This window comes from Streptosporangium sp. NPDC000095 (assembly GCF_042899335.1).
Lineage (GTDB): Bacteria > Actinomycetota > Actinomycetes > Streptosporangiales > Streptosporangiaceae > Streptosporangium.
The window spans coordinates 54,677-70,601 of sequence record NZ_JBIAZS010000007.1; the positions used below are offsets into that span (position 1 = coordinate 54,677).

Below are 15,925 nucleotides of genomic sequence, written 5' to 3' on the forward strand. Positions count from 1 at the left end.
GTACTCGCGTGCGTGGAATGGGCGTTGACCGGGAGAGCGACGACGATCTGGGTGACTTCGGGTACCCGCGCACGCGGGTACCCGCGTACCCGCGTACGCGGAGTGGGTCAGCGTGCGAACTGGAAGGCCTCGGGGCGCGGGGTCCTGGTGAGACGGCGGTAGGCGGTCGCGCTGCCCGGCCAGTTGCCGGTGACCCTGCCCGAGGCGTTCTTGTACCAACTCGTGCAGCCCGCCTGCCAGACCATGCCCTCCATGTCCCGGTCGAGGTTCTGCCGCCAGGTGTCCATCGCCTCCGGCCTCACCTCCATCGGCCCGCGCGAGGCCAGCTGCGGCAGGCAGCCCATGATGTACCGGACCTGGCATTCGAGCATGAAGACGATCGAGGTGTGACCGAGGTTGGTGTTGGGGCCGTACAGCAGGAACAGGTTGGGGAAGTGCGGCACGGCGATGCCCAGGTACGCCTCGGCGCCGTCCTTCCACTCCTCGGCCAGTCGCCGCCCGCCGCGTCCGGTGACCTCGATCGTGCTCAGAAACTCCGAGGTCTCGAAGCCGGTCGCGTAGACGATCGCGTCGGCCTCGCGGACTCCGGTGACGGTCTCCACGCCGCCGGGGACGATCCGGGTGATCCGGTCGGTGACGACGTCCACGTCGGGGCGGGTCAGCGCGGGATAGAAGTCGCTGTCGATGACGACCCGCTTGCAGCCGAGCGGGTAGGAGGGGGTCAGCTTGGCCCGTAGCACCGGGTCGGAGACCTGCTCGTGCAGGTGCCCGAGGGCGTACTTGCGCACCAGGTCCGTGCTCCAGCCCCCGGCCAGGGCGGGGTAGAGGATGTGCTCCGCGTACCGGTAGACCCACTCGCGGTAGGCGCGCTGCAGGAACGGCACGAGGCGGAAGGCTGTCCGCACGCGCGGGCTGAAGTCGGTGCCCTGCTTGGGAATCACCCAGTTGGGGGTTCGCTGGAAGAGGTCCAGGTGCCCGGCCACCTCGGCCACCTTCGGGACGAGTTGCGCCGCCGACGACCCGTTCCCGATCACGGCGACTCGTTTGCCCGCCAGGTCGACGGAGTGGTCCCAGCGCGCGGAGTGGAAGGCCGCTCCACTGAATGTCGATATTCCCGGAATGTCGGGCAATTGGGGCCGGTTCAGCTGACCTATCGCCGACACCACCACGTCGAACAACTCTTCTCCGGCCGACGTACGGACCCGCCATTTGCCCAGCGACTCGTCGAAGGCGGCGGAGACGACCGCGGTGTTCAGCCGGATACGGGAACGCAGGCCGTACTTGTCGGCACACCCCCGCAGGTAACCCAGGATCTCCGGCTGCCCGGCATAGCGACGCGTCCGGCTGGAGTATCTCTCGAAGGAGAAGGAGTACAGATGCGAGTGGGTGTCGCAGCCCGCCCCCGGATAGGTGTTGTCGCGCCAGGTCCCCCCGACGTCGGACCCCTTCTCGAAGATCGTGTACGAACGGATGCCGGCCTTCTCCAACTGGATGGCCATGCACAGGCCGCCGAATCCGGCACCGATGATCGCGACATTAGGCCCCATGCGCACGCCCTCCGGGTGTCAGTGTTCACTGACGCTAGGCGATGCCCCCACGCCGTGGAAGCCGCCGGGGCAATCACTGGGGAAATCCCGAGGAGGCCGTTGGCAGACCACCGGGAGCCTGGCGCTCCAGGAGGAGGCCTGACGGTGGAAAGGGCCGATATTCTGCGCACGTGCCTACGCTTGCCGACATCGTCACAGAGCTGGAGTCCCGCTACGACCCGAGATGGGCCGAGTCGTGGGACGCGGTCGGGCTCGTCTGCGGGGATCCCGCCGCCGAGGTGCGCAAGATCCTGTTCGCGGTCGACCCGGTCGCCGTCGTCGCCGAGGAGGCCCTCGACTGGGGCGCCGACCTCGTCGTCACCCACCATCCGCTCTACCTGCGCGGCACCACGAGTGTCGCGGCGACCACCTCCAAGGGCCGCCTGATCCACACTCTGATCAAGAACGACATCGGGCTCTTCACCGCCCACACCAACGCCGACGTCGCCGACCCCGGAGTCTCCGACGCGCTCGCCCGCGCCGTCGGCCTGACCGGCCCGCTCGTCCCCCTCAGCCCAGCCGCCGACGACCCGAGGCGCGGACTGGGCCGCGTCGGCTCGCTGCCCGAGCCCGTCTCCCTCGCCGAGTTCACCAGGCAGGCCGCCCGCGGGCTCCCCGCCACGGCGGGCGGCCTGCGGGTCGCCGGAGATCCTGACCGTGCCGTCCAGCGGATCGCGGTCAGCGGTGGATCCGGAGACTCCCTGCTCGGGACGGCCCGCGCCGCCGGGGTGGACGTCTTCCTCACCGCCGACCTGCGCCACCACCCGGCCAGCGAGTTCATGGAGAACTCCGGCGGCCCCGCGCTGATCGACGCGGCCCACTGGGCCACCGAATGGCCCTGGCTCGCCGACGCGGCGCACCATCTCGCGTCCGCGTCGGCCGCCAGGGGGATTACTGTTGAGACGCGCGTATCCGAGACGGTCACGGACGCCTGGAACACAACAGCAAAGTGCGAGGATTTCACGTGAAAGCAGCCCCTGCGGCCCAGAAGCGTCTGCTTGACCTGGCCGAACTCGACTCCGCCCTCGACCGGCTGGCCCATCGCCGCCGCACCCTTCCCGAGCTGGCCCAGATCGACGAGCTCTCCGGGCGCATCGCCCGCATCGCGACCCAGGTGATCGCCGCCGAGACCGAGTCCGGCGACCTCGCCCGCGAGCAGAGCAAGGCCGAGGCCGACGTCGACTCGGTCCGCACCCGCGCCGAGCGCGACCAGAAGCGCCTCGACTCCGGCCAGGTCACCTCGCCCAAGGACCTGTCCAGCCTCCAGTCCGAGATCGTCTCCCTGAAGCGCAGGCAGGACGATCTGGAGGAGGTCGTGCTGGAGATCATGGAGCGCCGCGAGGCGGCCGACGAGCGGGTCACCAAGCTCGTGGCCGAGCGCGACGAACTCGCCGGCACCCGCGGCTCCGCCGAGGACCGCAGGGACGCCGCCTTCGCCGAGATCGACAAGGAGAAGGACGAGGTCCAGGGCAAGCGCACCGAGGTCGCCGGCGACATCCCGGCCGACCTGCTCGCCCTCTACGAGAAGCTCAGGGAGCAGTTCGGGGTGGGCGCCGCGATGCTCCAGGGAGCCCGCTGCCTCGGCTGCCGTACGAGCCTGTCCATCGCCGAGATCAACCGCATCAAGGCCGCCTCCCACGAAGAGGTCATCCGCTGCGAGGAGTGCCGCCGGATCCTCGTCCGTACCGCCGAGTCCGGTCTGTGAGCCCTGTGACCTCGTACGTCATCGAGGCGGACGGCGGCTCGCGGGGCAACCCGGGCCCGGCCGGTTACGGTGCCGTCGTCAAGGACGCCGCCGACGGGCAGGTGCTGGTCGAGACCGCCGAGTCGATCGGCACCCAGACCAACAACGTCGCCGAGTACCGCGGGCTCATCGCGGGCCTGACCTCGCTCCTCGCCCTCGCCGGCGACGGCGCGCAGGTCGAGGTCCGGATGGACTCCAAGCTGGTCATCGAGCAGATGGCCGGCCGGTGGAAGATCAAGAACGAGGGCCTGCGCCCTCTCGCCCTGGAGGCCGCGGCCCTCGCCAGACGTCTCAGGGTGACCTGGCGCTGGATCCCTCGCGAGAAGAACAAGGACGCCGACCGCCTCGCCAACGAGGCGATGGACGCCGCGGCCAAGGGGCGCCCCTGGCGCCTCTCTGACTCCTCGGCCTCGTCCGGCTCTTCCGGCGCGGGAGCGCCTGGGAGCCGGTCCGCTGTCGGTGAAGCGCCCGGCGGGAGGGGAGTCTCCGGCGCGGGGGGTCCCGGAGGCCGGGCCTCCGCCCCGGAGGCATCCGGTGGCAGAATCTCCGGCACGCGGGACCGGCCGGCGCAGGCGCCGGAGACATCGGCACGGGCGGGCCGGACGGGAGAGCCTGCCGAGGGTACGGCCCAGGCGACTCCGACGATCGCTCCCTCCGGTTCGAGCACTGGCTGGCGTCCACCCACCTCCACCGCGACCTCGCTGTATCTTCTCCGGCACGGTGAGACGCCGCTCTCCATCGAACGGAGGTTCTCCGGGCTCGGAGACCCCGAACTCACGCCCAACGGCGTCGCCCAGGCCGAGGCCGCCGCGGTCAAGCTGGCCGGGAAGCCGTACGACATCCAGGTGATCGTCAGTTCGCCGCTCAAGCGCGCCCGCGCCACCGCGGAGATCGTCGCGGCGAGGACGGGACTTGAGGTCGTCGTCGAGGAGGGGCTGCGGGAGGCCGACTTCGGAGCCTGGGAAGGCTACACGTTCACCGAGATCCAGCGCCGCTGGCCCGACGAACTCGCCGCGTGGCTGGCGGACCCGTCCGCCGCGCCGCCGGGTGGGGAGAGTTTCGGGGTGGCGGCGCGGCGGGTCCAGGCGATCGGGGACCTGCTGATAGAGCGCTACGAGGGAAGGACGGTCCTCGCCGTCTCCCATGTCACGCCGATCAAGATGCTGCTGCAGTCCGCGCTGCTCGCTCCCCTCGGCGCGCTGTACCGCATGCATCTCGACCTGTCAGCCCTGTCCCTGATCGAGTATTACGCCGACGGCCCGGCGGTGGTGAAGACGTTCAACGACACCTCGCACCTCCACTGAACCGCTGGTCTCACCTCGACAGACCGTGAAGGCGATGAGCCCCCCGCTTCGGCGGTCTCGCGTCCACGAAAGGCCGCAGGGGTGGTGGAGCCCTGCGGCAGAAAGGCCGCGGGGGTGCTGAGATCCCCGCGCGGACGGTCTCTCACGTCCATGACAGACCTCGGCCGCGGAGACGGTGAAACACCCGCCCTCCGCGGCGGCCGAAATCCTCACGGCGTGCGAAACCGGCCGCCTCGCCGGTTGTCGGTGCTCTCATCGGTTCCCCCGCTGCTCGTCCGTCACGTCTCGCTTGATCCGTATTCCAGCGCACGCGACTTGCCGCTCGGTTGGAGTCCACTTGGGAGCCGTTAGGCTTGGATCACGGCGGACGAGCCGGCCGGGCGGCCGCGTCGGGTCTCTTGCGAGACCCGCCGAGGAAGGTCCGGGCTCCACAGAGCAGGGTGGTCGGTAACGCCGACCCGGGGTGACCCGCGGGAAAGTGCCACAGAGAACAGACCGCCTCGTCGCAGGACGGGGTAAGGGTGAAACGGTGGTGTAAGAGACCACCAGCGCCCACGGTGACGTGGGCGGCTCGGTAAACCCCACCTGGAGCAAGGTCAAGAAGGGGCGCTCTCCGGAGCGTCCCGCGCGCGACGCCTGAGGGCTGCTCGCCCGAGTCGCGCGGGTAGACCGCTTGAGGCCGACGGCAACGTCGGTCCTAGATGGATGGTCGCCCCTTCACACACGTGAAGGACAAAACCCGGCCTACAGGCCGACTCGTCCGCCTTTCCCGCCCCTGACCTGCGGCGGAACCCTCATTCAGGAAGATCGAATCCTTGAGGGGGCACATCGGGGGCACATTACGCGGACCCGAGGGCCGAGGCGAAGGCATTGTCCAGCGCCGTGCGCGCCCGCTCAGATGCCTCCGGGACCAGATGCCCGTACAGGTCCACGGTCGTGGTGATGGACTCGTGCCCGAGCCACCGGGACACCTCGGAGATGGGCACACCCTCAGCGAGGGCCGTACTGGCGAAGGTGTGCCGAAGATCGTGGAACGTCATGTCCGCCGGTACTCCCGCCGAGAAGATCGCGGGCTTCAGAACTTCGGCGTTGAAGTAGTCGCGACGGATCAGATTCCCGCGTGTCGTTCGGAAGAGCACGTCCTCGGGTTTGTGCCTGTCGATGTACTCGGCCAGAGCATGGGCGAGCCCTGGCAGGTGAAGCGGATTGGGATGATGACGAGGACTTGATCTGGGAGGTACGAGAGCCGGTAGTGCTCTTCGACTCTGCGATCCCCGGCGCTGAGTTGGAGCCCGACGATCTGCTCGTCATCGATCTCGATCCTGGGAGGTACAGGGTCCGGGCCACCTATACGAAGGACGAGGACAACTGGATGATTCTCGTTCACCTCCAGCCGACGGCTTGAACCTAAGCTGACTGCCGGCGTCGGAGTGATGCACCAGACCCGGACCGGCCGGCGTCCCGGCACGGTCGCGCCGCCACAACCCATGTCCAGGGCGTCCAGGATGAGTTTGGCCCGCCTGGTCATCGCCGCCGACCAGCCCACGAACGCGACGTAGACGACCCCGGCCCAGGTAAGGGCGCGCGTTCCAGGTCAAGTGATCTATCCCGGCGAAGTTGCCATTACAGGCACACAATCAGTCGTGATCATCCGTGGTTGGGGCTGGTGACACGTTCGTTAATGGCACCCGCACTGGCCGCAGCCCGGGAGAACAGAGAGGGGCCTCGCTCGCCGGCAGCGCGGCCCCGTGAACAATTCGATGATTGCCGGATTTCCGGTGGCGTGTCGTCAGGACGTCGCCGGCCCGGTCGCTAACTGCCTGGTCTGCTGTGCGGCCCATTGGGCGGCTGCCGCGGCGACCGGGATATTCGGGTCCACCAGCCACGCGGCCTCGATGCCGGAGCAGAAAGCGATGATCTCCATTGCTTTGAGCTGCGGGTCGATGTCCTCCCGCATCTCGCCGCGCTCCTGTGCGGACCGCAGGGTTGCCGTCACGCGGTCGATCGTTGTTCGGTAGCCATCGACCAGCCGTTGGTGGAGTTCGGTGTCGGGGCTGACGTTTTCGCCGAGGACGACGGTGTTCATGCCGAGCAGGCTGGCCACCTTGCTGTCGTGCTGGCTGGGCCAGCTGGCCATGTGCTTGGCGATGATGTCGACGATCTTGATGCCGGGGTCGGGTCCCTCGCCCCACAGCCACTGCTCGGAGAAGGCCAGGTGCCGATCCATGACGGCGTTGAGCAGCGCCTCCTTGCTGCGGAAGTGATAGAGCAGCCCGGTCTGTGACACGCCGGCCTCGGCCGCGATGTCGGCGAGGCTCGTGCCGCGCGCTCCGTTGCGGGCGATGAATCGTACGGCGACGTCGACGATGCGATCCCGTGTCTCGAGGCCCTTCGCTGAGGTTTTGGGCTTCTGGGCAGGGGACACGGTTGATCTCCTCACGATGGTCGGGGCGGGTCATAGGCAAGCATAGACAAACCGACTGAGCACTCGGTAACCTCGGCGAAACCGACTGAGTGCTCAGTCTTAACTTTGGCGAGAGGCGCGATCGAATGAGTGCAGCTTCCCGGCGGGGAATCCCGGCCGTCCGCGGGGGAGACACTCCGCCGCAGCCGCACAAGCAGGTTCAGGCCTTCCTGGACAACTCCGGATCATCGCCCGACCCGTGGGCCGCCGACATCGCGGCCGTGCGGGCGGACGCACGTGCGAAGGTGCTGGCCGTGACCGGTGAGACTGCGCCGGTTGCCTCCGTCGAGTCGGTCGACGCGGACGGCGTACCGGCCCGGCTCTACCGGCCCAAGGGCGGGGAACAGGAGGTGCTGGTCTGGGCACACGGTGGCGGCTGGATTCACGGAGACCTCGACACCGCCGAGGGCGTCGCCCGGGAACTCGCGAACCGGGCCGGGTGCGGGGTGCTGTCCATCGACTACCGGCTCGCGCCCGAGCACCCGTTTCCAGCCGGCCTTGACGACACCTGGACAGCCGTCGCATGGGCACGCCGCAACTTCGGCAGCGTGGCTGTCGGTGGAGACAGTTCGGGCGGCAACCTCGCCGCGGCTGTCGCGCTCAAAGCACGTGACGAAGGTGTTCGACTGGCCGCCCAGCTCCTCGTCTACCCGGTACTCGACAGCTTCGAGAACACCGACTACAAGGTCGCGTTCCGGCGGCGGTACGAGACCTTCGCGGGCCAGCCGGGTTTTGGCCCCAATACCTACCGTCGGCTCCAGCACATCTGGGCGACGTACGTTCCCGACCCGGCACACCGCACGGCGTCGTATGCATCCCCCCTGCACGCTGAATCCGTGCGCGGTGTCGCGCCCGCGACGATCATCACGGCCGAGCACGACTTCCTCCGTGGCGAGGCCGAGGACTATGCCCGGCGTCTGCGGGTGGCCAGCGTGCCGGTCGAGCTGATCGAGTACGCGGGGCAGATCCATGGCTTCTTCGAGATGTTCGCCGTGATGACCGACGCGCACCACGCCGCCGGCAAGGCAGGCGACGCGGTACGCCGCGCGTTCCAGTCAACCCGCACCATCGAGCCTTAAGGACTTCCCGTGCGATCGCTGATCCATTACCGCCGGAACCTCCGGGCGACCGGGGTCGCCGCGGCGGCTGCCCTGCTGCTGGCCGCCTGCGCACCCGGCGGCACCTCCGAAGCCGGCCCGGTACCGTCCAAGCCGGTCTCCACCAGTATCGGAAGCGAACCGGTCACCCTGAAGCTGCTCGTCACCAGCGGCGTCGACGTCCCGTTCTACACCGCACTCGGCAAGCTGTTCCACGCCAAGCACGGCAACGTGACCGTCAAGGTCGAGAACCAGGACTACGCCACCTTGACCACGACCATCGCGCGCACTCTCGCCGGGGACAACGTGCCCGACCTCGTCCGCGTGCCGCAGCTCGGCAACCTGACCAAGGACCACCTGCTGCTCAGCCTCGACCCGTATGTGGAGGCCTATGGGTGGAACGCGTGGCCGCAGTCGCAGTTCGCCTCCACCCGTGTCGGCCCGGACGGCACACAGCGGGGGACGGGCTCGTTGTACGCCGCGGGTGCCGGTTTCGGCCTGACCGGGGTGTACTACAACAAGGCGCTCGCGCAGCGGATCGGGATGACGCGGCCACCGGCGACCGTCGCCGAGTTCGAGCAGCTGCTCGCCAAGGCGAAGGACGCCGGGCTCCAGCCGATCATGACCAACGGCAAGGACGGCGGCAGCGTCTATCCGCTGCAGAATCTGATGATCTCCTACGCCGGTGACGCGCAAGCCGTCCAGGACTGGAACTACACCAAGCCCGGCGCGAGCATTGACAACGCGGCGACAGTCAAGGGCGCCACGACATTGCAACGCTGGGGACAGGCGGGATACCTGCCGGCCGACGCGAACGACATCGACCAGACCCGGGCGCCGGCCGAGTTCATCAAGGGCAACGGCGTGTTCTTCCCGAGCGGCAACTGGCAGGCTCCGAACCTCGACAAGACCGCACCCGGTCAGTTCGGCTTCTTCCTGTTCCCGCCCGACGTCGCCGGTGGGCCGTCGTACGCGATGACCGCCGCCGCCAACCTGGGGATTCCGGCGAAGTCACAGAACGCGGACGTGGCGGCGGCGTTCCTGGACTTCGTGCAGACGGACCAGCAGGCGCGGCAGGAGACGATCACCCTCGGCGGGCTGGTACCGGCGGGACCGACCGACGCGCCGGCTTCGACCGCGCCCGAGGGGTCGGCGGTCGCCGCCACCGTCAACGCGTTCCAGGAGTTGCTGAAGAGCAACGGGCTGGTCGGCTTCATGGCTGATGCGACGGCTTCGATCCACGTCAACAGCCTCGTCCCGCAAACGCAGCTGCTGCTGGCCGGCAAGACGACGCCCGAGGCGTTCGCGGCCAAGGTGCAGTCCGACTACGAACGCGATCTCGGGCGATGATCGCGGCGAGCCGACCCAGGGGTGATGCGGCGCCGTCCGTCCCGGCCCCGGAGGCGATGCGGCAGGCTGCGGCTGTGACCGACCCGTCGAGCGTTCCTGCGGCACGCCGGCGGCGGAGTTGGAGCGCGCTGCTCTGGGTTGTGCCGGCGTTCGGCATGTACGGCGTTTTCGTGCTGTTCCCGATGCTCCAGTCCGTGCAGTACTCGTTCTACGACTGGGACGGCATCGGCCCGGCGACGCCTGCCGGACTGGACAACTGGAAAGCGATCTTCACCCAGCCGGAGCTACTGCAATCGGTGGTGCACGCGTTCGTCCTCGTCGTGTTCTACACGGTCCTGCCGGTCGGGCTCGGTCTGGTCGCCGCGTCGTTCATCCGCGAACTGAAGCCCGGCGCGTTCAGCACCACCGCCCGGGTCGTACTGTTCGTCCCGCAGGTGCTTCCGCTGGTCGCGGCCGGTATCGCGTGGACGTGGATGTACTCCTCGGACGGCCTGGTCAATCAGGTCCTGCGCGCGGTCGGCCTCGATCAGTACACGCGGGCCTGGCTCGGCGACTTCACTTTCGCCCTGCCCGCAGTCGGTGTGATCGGGGTCTGGGTCATGCTCGGCTTCTGCACGGTGCTGCTGCTCGCGGGCATCGGCAAGATCGACCCGGCGCTGTACGAGGCGGCCCGGCTCGAGGGGGCCGGGCGGGTCAGTGAGTTCTTCGCCGTGACGCTGCCCGGGTTGCGGCGCGAACTCGTCGTGTGCACGACGTTCACGATCATCGCCGCGCTGGCGAGCTTCGACGTCGTCCAGGTCGCGACGCAAGGCGGTCCCGGCTACCAGACGATGGTGCCCGGCGTGCAGATCTACCGGTTGACGTTCCTGCAGCAGCACGTCGGCCAGGCCTCGGCGCTCGCGGTGTTCCTGGCCGTCATCGTGCTGGTGGTCATCTGGCCGATCCAGCGTCTCGGGAGGGAGAAATGACCACATCGGGCCTCGCCCATCGAGTAACGCGCACCGGGATCCTTCTCGCGCTGATGCTGTTCGCCGTGGTACCGCTGCTGAGCATGTTCACCACGGCACTGGCACCGCCGGGCAGCACGCCGCAAGGCCTCAGTTGGCCCAGCGACCCGCACTGGCACAACTTCGTCGATGCGTGGAGCGCGGCGAACTTCGTCGCGCTGTTCCGCTCGAGCACCCTCATCGTGCTCGGCGTCGTACCGGCCACGGTCGCGATGGCCACCGCCGCGGGCTACGCCCTCGCCCAGCTGAACGTGCCCTTCGGTAAGGCGATCTACGGTCTTCTCCTCGTCGGACTCACCCTGCCGTTCGAGGCGCTGATCACACCGTTGTACTACGACCTGCGCAGCATGGGATTGCTCGGGACGCGGCTGGCGATCATCCTGCCGCTCATCGGACTGCTCATGCCATTCGGCGTCTTCTGGATGCGCGCACACTTCCTCGGCACCGAGCCCGCGCTCGCCGAAGCCGCGAAAGTCGACGGCGCCAACACCTGGCAGACGTTCCGCCGCATCCACCTGCCGCTGGCCACCCCGGCGTGGTCCGCACTATCCGTGCTCTTCTTCCTCTCCAGCTGGAACCAGTATCTGCTGCCCCTAGTCCTTGTCGACGACCCGACGAAGCGCACCGTGGCCGGCGGGCTGGGCGCCTTCCAGGGGCAGTACGGCACCGACATCGTGCTGCTCTGCGCCGGATCCCTGCTGATCATCCTGCCTTCGCTGGTGATCTTCTTGATCTTTCAGCGCAACTTCGTCAAGGCGCTGATGCAAGGAGCCGTCAAGTGACCGTCCGAGTCTCGCACCTGGAGGTCCCATCGCATCTGGTCGACTGACTGCTTCAACGACCCGACAGGCCAAGCCGCCGCGGCCTTCGACGAGTTCGGGCCGCTGGGCATCCGCCCCACCCCCGGGTCGGGTGGGCGGAGCGGTTGCCGGCCGTTGAAGCGCACCGGCTTGGGTGGAGGCGCTATGGGTTGACTCCAGCCGCCGGTCAGGGGCAGGCCGGATCAGAACCCGGCCTACAGGCCGACTCGTCCGCCCTCTCCCCTTCCGACCTGCGGTGAAGCCTCAATTGCACGGTTGCCCAGGTTAAGCACTAGTGTGATGCGCCGCAAATCCAGAGGGTAAGTTGCTGCCATTTTCGGGTGTCGCATCCTGGGCCTTCTGCCGTGGTGATCTCGCTGTCTGAGGACGAGCGTGCCGAGTTGGTGCGTCGGGCGGGGTCGTGGGACCGGAGAGCGGCCGAGCGGGCCCGGATCGTTCTGGCGTGCGCTGACGGTATGCCGAATGCTGCTGCCGCGCGACTTGTTGACGTGGGTCGCGTCCGAGATGCGGTGTAAAAGAGGGGCCCTCCCCCAAGGCCGGGTAGTTAGAGCCTGGAGCTGCGGCGCAAGGGCGTCTCGCTGAGTGAACGGGGCATGAACGAAGGAGCGGAGCTCCGGTAGAAGGGCTTTCGACCAAGATCGCTCTTCGTGAGGAGACTCCGCTGTCCGCACAGTCTGCCGTCACCCGTCTTGTCACGGTAGCCGAGGGCGTGTTCGCGCTCGGGCACCTCGGGGAGCTGACCGCGCTGGTGCCGTTCGAGCCGGTCGACGCGGTGTTGGACGAGACCCGAACCGTGCAGCGCCGCCTGCGGGACCTACCCTCACGGGTCGGCAGCGTGTCGATGCGCCGATTGTTCGAGGTCGTGTCCGGGCCGTTGGCCGGGCGTCGAACACCAGGTGCGAGGTTCGGCGACCGCCCCGGCCTGGAACAGGAGATGTGGGCCCTGCTCACGCTCTACCAACTGCTGCGCACGGTGATGGTGGACGCGGCCGAGTCCCGCCCCGGCACCGACCCCGACCGCTGCTCCTTCACCATCGCCTTCCAGACCGCCCGCGACCAAGTCCTCCAGGCCACCGGTGTGATCACCGACGGGACGGACCTGGTCGGCGCCATCGGCCACGCCACCTTGACCACCCTGCTCCCACCACGCCGCCCGCGCGTGAGCACCCGCAAGGTCACGTCACCCATGTCCCGCTACAAAGAACGCCTCCCCGACGGCAGACCCGATCGCAGCCGCGCCGTCACCAGCCTCGATATCACCCTCCTCGATCCCCCGCACACACTCCCCACCGCCTCCCGCGACGACCGGCACACCACCTCGAACAAGCGCCGCCACCACCGCGTCCTGACACTGATCCACGAACATCCCGACCGGCTCTGGCACCCCCGCGACATCGCCCTCCACCTCGGCGACATCACCCTGAACACGATGTATCGGCAGCTGTCTCGCTGGGCTGAACGCGGCCTCATCCGCAAGATCGGCCACGGCATCTACACCGCGACCACGGCTTCCCCCCGCCCCTTGCCGGCAGGCCAGAAACCCTAACTACCCGGCCTTGGGGGGAGCGCCGACGAACTTCGCTGCCAGTTCGCCCATCCGAAGCTGGACCAGTTATCTGGCCAAAGCTGCGTGACGGGCCACCAGATCGAGAGTGATCGTTTCCCAGATCGCGATGCACTACACCGTCGGTGAGGCGTCGACCCGTCGGTCATGCTGCTGCTGTCTGCGTGCGTGATTATGCCGATTGGGGAGGACTCGGACGTCGTTGACACCCTCGATCACTTCACGGCTGAACGTGGTGATGCCGCTTCGGGTACGGCTCGGCCGACAGTAACCGTCAGCACCATGAGGATCGCGGTCGCTCCACCGAGCACCATGACGGTCGATGGGGAAGTCGCGTCCACCACGACACCTCCGAGCAGAGCGCCGATGGCGATGGTGGCCTGGAAGGATGAGGTGAAGAGAATGGAGGCCGCCTCCGGCGCGTGGGGGGCCGAGGTGGAGAACCAGGTCTGCGAGCAGACCGGGATGGCGCCGTAGGCCAACCCCCACACAATGAGCAGCACGATCGCGCCGATATATCCCCTGCCAAGGACCGGAAGCAGCAGGGTTGCGCCGGCGAGCATGCAGCCGCTGACGACGAACGTGGCCCGCAGGCCATGTGTCACCGTCACGCCCGCGATGAAATTGCCGATGATGCCGGCGATGCCGTACGCGAGCAGGAACGTGGTGATCAGACCAGGGCTTACCTGGGTGACCTGCTGCAGGAAAGGAGTCACATAGGTGTAGGTCCCGAAATGGGCCATCACTATGAGAAACGTCAGAACAAGCCCGACACGGGCACCGGCACTGCGGAAGAGGTCGCCCAGGACCGTTAACCGCGTCACCTGGACGGCGGGCAGCGGTGGCACCAGCACGATCAGCGCGAGAAACACCCCCACCGTCATCACCCCCATGACGACGAAGGCCATCCGCCAGCCCGCGAGGTGCCCAATGAGGGTGCCCGCGGGTACACCGAGTACGGATCCCAGCGGGACGGCGGAGAAGATCACCGCAGTCGCCGTACCGACCCGCTCCGTTCGCACCAGCCGTACGGCAATACCGGCGCCGATCGACCAGAAACCACCGATGACCAGCCCGACCAGAACTCGGGAAATCACCATGACCCAGTAGGCCGGTGCGGCAGCCGCGAGGAAGTTCGCGATGGCCAAAAGGAGCATCAAGGCGCACAGCATCAAACGCCGGTCGAATCGCCCGGTCGCGACGGTGACCGTCGGGGCGGCGATCGCGGCCAGAATGCCGGGAATCGTCATCATCAGGCCCGCTGCACCGTTGGAGATGTCGAAACTGGACCCGATGGACGTCAGCAGGCCGATCGGCAAGATCTCGGCGGTAACGATCGAGAAGATCCCCAACATCACTGAAATAACAGCCAGCCAACCGATCAGCGGTGATCGTGTCGGCACGGCAGAGGCGGCGGTAGAGGTAGAGGTGGTGGACACGCGCCCAGTCCAGCAGCAATTACGGCCATGGGCTGGCGGGTTTGAGACCTCACCGTCAGATCCCGGAGCGAGTGGCCCTGCATACAACGTTGCCCTGGCCCCTCCGATCGGGAGCAGCACCTGTCCCAAAATAACCCCGCCAACATTCAGAGACGGGTCACTAGTGTCCTGCGCCTGAAATTTGTCGGCAATATCTAGCGAGGGATTCGAGGATCTCTTCCGCGGTCTTCTTCCATACGAACGGACGCGGGTTGTCATTCCACTGGTCGATCCAGGTGCGGATGTCCTTTTCCAGGGCCTGCACGCTCTTATGGGCTCCGCGCCTGATCAGCTGGTCGGTCAGGAAACCGAACCAGCGCTCGACCTGGTTGATCCACGAGGAGCCGGTCGGGGTGAAGTGCATGTGGAATCGAGGGTGACGCGCCAGCCACGCTTTGATTGCCGGAGTCTTGTGCGTGCCGTAGTTGTCGCAGATCAGATGGATGTCCAACCCTGCCGGGACCGTCTTGTCGATCGTGATGAGGAACTTCTTGAACTCGGCGGCGCGGTGCTGGCGGTACAGCTCGCCGATGACGGTCCCGTCTTCGATGTTGAACGCGGCGAACAGGCTGGTGATCCCGTTGCGTACGTAGTCATGGGTGCGGCGCTCGGGCATCCCCGGCATCATCGGCAGCACCGGCTGTGAGCGGTCCAAGGCCTGGATCTGGGACTTCTCATCCACGCACAACACCACCGCGCGCTCGGGCGGATTGTGATACAGCCCGACCACATCAACGACCTTCTCCACGAACAACGGATCGCTCGACAGCTTGAAGGTCTGGGCCCGGTGGGGTTTGAGCCCGAAGTCGCGCCAGATCCGCCCGATCGTCGACCTGGACAGTCCGCTGCGCCGGGCCATCGAGGTCCTCGACCAGTGCGTGGCGCCGGTGGGGGTCTGTTCCAGCGTTGCCACCACGACCTGCTCCACCTGGTCCAGGGTGATCGAGGGGGGCCGGCCCGGCCGTGCCTCGTCGATAAGGCCGTCCAGTCTCAGGCGCAGGAACCGGGTGCGCCATTTGGACACCGTGTCCGGATGCACCCGCAGCTCGGCGGCGATCTGTTTGTTGTCCTTGCCGTCCGCGCACGCCAGCACGATCTTCGAGCGCATCGCCAGGACCTGCGAGGACTTACTGCGCTGCGCCCACCGCCGCAGCGTCACCCGCTCGGTGTCGGTCACTGTCAGCTCTGACTTCGGCCGCCCGGAACGCGTCTCGTCGGCCAAGGCGTCCAGGCCGCCGCGGGCGAACGCCGCACGCCACTTACGCACCGTGGCCAGCGCTGTTTTCAGCTCTCGTGACACCTGCGCGTTACTCGTCCCGGGCTCGGCGCACGCCAGCACGATCTTCGCCCGGATCGCCAATCTCGACGACTCCGCCGACATGGCGCTCAGCCGAGCACGCTCGGCCTCGGTCAGCTGAATCTCCACTGCGGAGGGCCCTGGGTGTGACACGCACATCAGCATACAAACTTATGCGGCAAATTTCAGGCGCAGGACACTAGGTTCCGGGCC

At 67.6% G+C, this 15,925-nt stretch carries 14 protein-coding genes and 1 other RNA gene; 10 read left to right on the forward strand and 5 right to left on the reverse strand.

Annotated features, from left to right (window positions below):
- Positions 1-107 precede the first annotated feature (107 nt).
- Positions 108-1,547, reverse strand: coding sequence for an NAD(P)/FAD-dependent oxidoreductase (locus ACFY3V_RS17500; RefSeq protein ID WP_362906629.1), 1,440 nt, complete (start codon positions 1,545-1,547; stop codon positions 108-110).
- A 170-nt stretch (positions 1,548-1,717) separates the two neighbouring features.
- Between ACFY3V_RS17500 and ACFY3V_RS17505 the strand changes: the two genes are divergently transcribed.
- The 4 genes from ACFY3V_RS17505 (at position 1,718) to rnpB (ending at position 5,397) form a co-directional block, all read left to right on the forward strand.
- Positions 1,718-2,554: a Nif3-like dinuclear metal center hexameric protein gene (locus ACFY3V_RS17505; RefSeq protein WP_389774349.1), complete on the forward strand. Its 837-nt coding sequence runs from the start codon at positions 1,718-1,720 to the stop codon at positions 2,552-2,554.
- Positions 2,551-3,291, forward strand: coding sequence for a C4-type zinc ribbon domain-containing protein (locus ACFY3V_RS17510; RefSeq protein ID WP_350949549.1), 741 nt, complete (start codon positions 2,551-2,553; stop codon positions 3,289-3,291). Before ACFY3V_RS17505 ends, ACFY3V_RS17510 begins: the two co-directional genes overlap by 4 nt.
- 5 nt (positions 3,292-3,296) lie before the next feature.
- Entirely contained in the window at positions 3,297-4,634 is a 1,338-nt protein-coding gene (locus ACFY3V_RS17515) for a bifunctional RNase H/acid phosphatase (RefSeq protein ID WP_389774743.1), read from the forward strand.
- A gap of 368 nt (positions 4,635-5,002) precedes the next feature.
- An RNA gene (gene rnpB / locus ACFY3V_RS17520) (RNase P RNA component class A) lies at positions 5,003-5,397 on the forward strand.
- Positions 5,398-5,473: 76 nt separating this feature from the next.
- Here the strand turns inward: rnpB and ACFY3V_RS17525 are convergent.
- Positions 5,474-5,830: a tyrosine-type recombinase/integrase gene (locus tag ACFY3V_RS17525; protein WP_389774746.1), complete on the reverse strand. Its 357-nt coding sequence runs from the start codon at positions 5,828-5,830 to the stop codon at positions 5,474-5,476.
- Between ACFY3V_RS17525 and ACFY3V_RS17530 the strand changes: the two genes are divergently transcribed.
- The gene (locus ACFY3V_RS17530) at positions 5,755-6,039 is read left to right on the forward strand and encodes an Imm21 family immunity protein (protein WP_389774351.1); all 285 of its coding nucleotides are present in this window, start codon (positions 5,755-5,757) and stop codon (positions 6,037-6,039) included. The genes ACFY3V_RS17525 and ACFY3V_RS17530 overlap by 76 nt on opposite strands.
- Before the next feature lie 384 nt (positions 6,040-6,423).
- Here ACFY3V_RS17530 and ACFY3V_RS17535 read toward each other — a convergent pair whose 3' ends face one another.
- Positions 6,424-7,059, reverse strand: a complete 636-nt coding sequence (locus ACFY3V_RS17535; protein WP_062353155.1) for a TetR/AcrR family transcriptional regulator — start codon at positions 7,057-7,059, stop codon at positions 6,424-6,426.
- A 125-nt stretch (positions 7,060-7,184) separates the two neighbouring features.
- Here ACFY3V_RS17535 and ACFY3V_RS17540 point away from each other — a divergent pair, with 125 nt between their 5' ends.
- The 5 genes from ACFY3V_RS17540 to ACFY3V_RS17560 all read left to right on the forward strand — a co-directional run bounded on the left by ACFY3V_RS17540 (position 7,185) and on the right by ACFY3V_RS17560 (position 12,919).
- Positions 7,185-8,177 carry an alpha/beta hydrolase gene (locus tag ACFY3V_RS17540; protein WP_389774355.1) on the forward strand — a complete coding sequence of 331 codons (993 nt, stop codon included), beginning with the start codon at positions 7,185-7,187 and terminating at the stop codon, positions 8,175-8,177.
- Positions 8,178-8,186: 9 nt separating this feature from the next.
- On the forward strand, positions 8,187-9,545 hold the full coding sequence (locus tag ACFY3V_RS17545; protein WP_389774358.1) for an ABC transporter substrate-binding protein: 1,359 nt from the start codon (positions 8,187-8,189) through the stop codon (positions 9,543-9,545).
- A 74-nt stretch (positions 9,546-9,619) separates the two neighbouring features.
- Complete coding sequence (locus ACFY3V_RS17550; RefSeq protein WP_389774361.1) at positions 9,620-10,513, forward strand: carbohydrate ABC transporter permease; 894 nt, start codon at positions 9,620-9,622, stop codon at positions 10,511-10,513.
- Positions 10,510-11,334 carry a carbohydrate ABC transporter permease gene (locus ACFY3V_RS17555; RefSeq protein ID WP_362900438.1) on the forward strand — a complete coding sequence of 275 codons (825 nt, stop codon included), beginning with the start codon at positions 10,510-10,512 and terminating at the stop codon, positions 11,332-11,334. Before ACFY3V_RS17550 ends, ACFY3V_RS17555 begins: the two co-directional genes overlap by 4 nt.
- A 748-nt stretch (positions 11,335-12,082) precedes the next feature.
- Complete coding sequence (locus ACFY3V_RS17560; protein WP_389774364.1) at positions 12,083-12,919, forward strand: transposase domain-containing protein; 837 nt, start codon at positions 12,083-12,085, stop codon at positions 12,917-12,919.
- Between the two features lie 233 nt (positions 12,920-13,152).
- Here ACFY3V_RS17560 and ACFY3V_RS17565 read toward each other — a convergent pair whose 3' ends face one another.
- Together ACFY3V_RS17565 and ACFY3V_RS17570 are read right to left on the reverse strand one after the other, a co-directional pair.
- Complete coding sequence (locus ACFY3V_RS17565) at positions 13,153-14,376, reverse strand: MFS transporter (RefSeq protein WP_389774367.1); 1,224 nt, start codon at positions 14,374-14,376, stop codon at positions 13,153-13,155.
- A 160-nt stretch (positions 14,377-14,536) separates the two neighbouring features.
- Positions 14,537-15,841 carry an IS630 family transposase gene (locus ACFY3V_RS17570; RefSeq protein WP_362900433.1) on the reverse strand — a complete coding sequence of 435 codons (1,305 nt, stop codon included), beginning with the start codon at positions 15,839-15,841 and terminating at the stop codon, positions 14,537-14,539.
- Positions 15,842-15,925 lie beyond the last annotated feature (84 nt).

Bases quoted from the DNA above. Each gene is read 5' to 3' on its own strand.
- ACFY3V_RS17500 (WP_362906629.1), bottom strand. From the start codon at position 1,547: ATGGGGCCTAATGTCGCGATCATCGGTGCCGGATTCGGCGGCCTGTGC.
- ACFY3V_RS17540 (WP_389774355.1), top strand. From the start codon at position 7,185: ATGAGTGCAGCTTCCCGGCGGGGAATCCCGGCCGTCCGCGGGGGAGAC.
- ACFY3V_RS17555 (WP_362900438.1), top strand. From the start codon at position 10,510: ATGACCACATCGGGCCTCGCCCATCGAGTAACGCGCACCGGGATCCTT.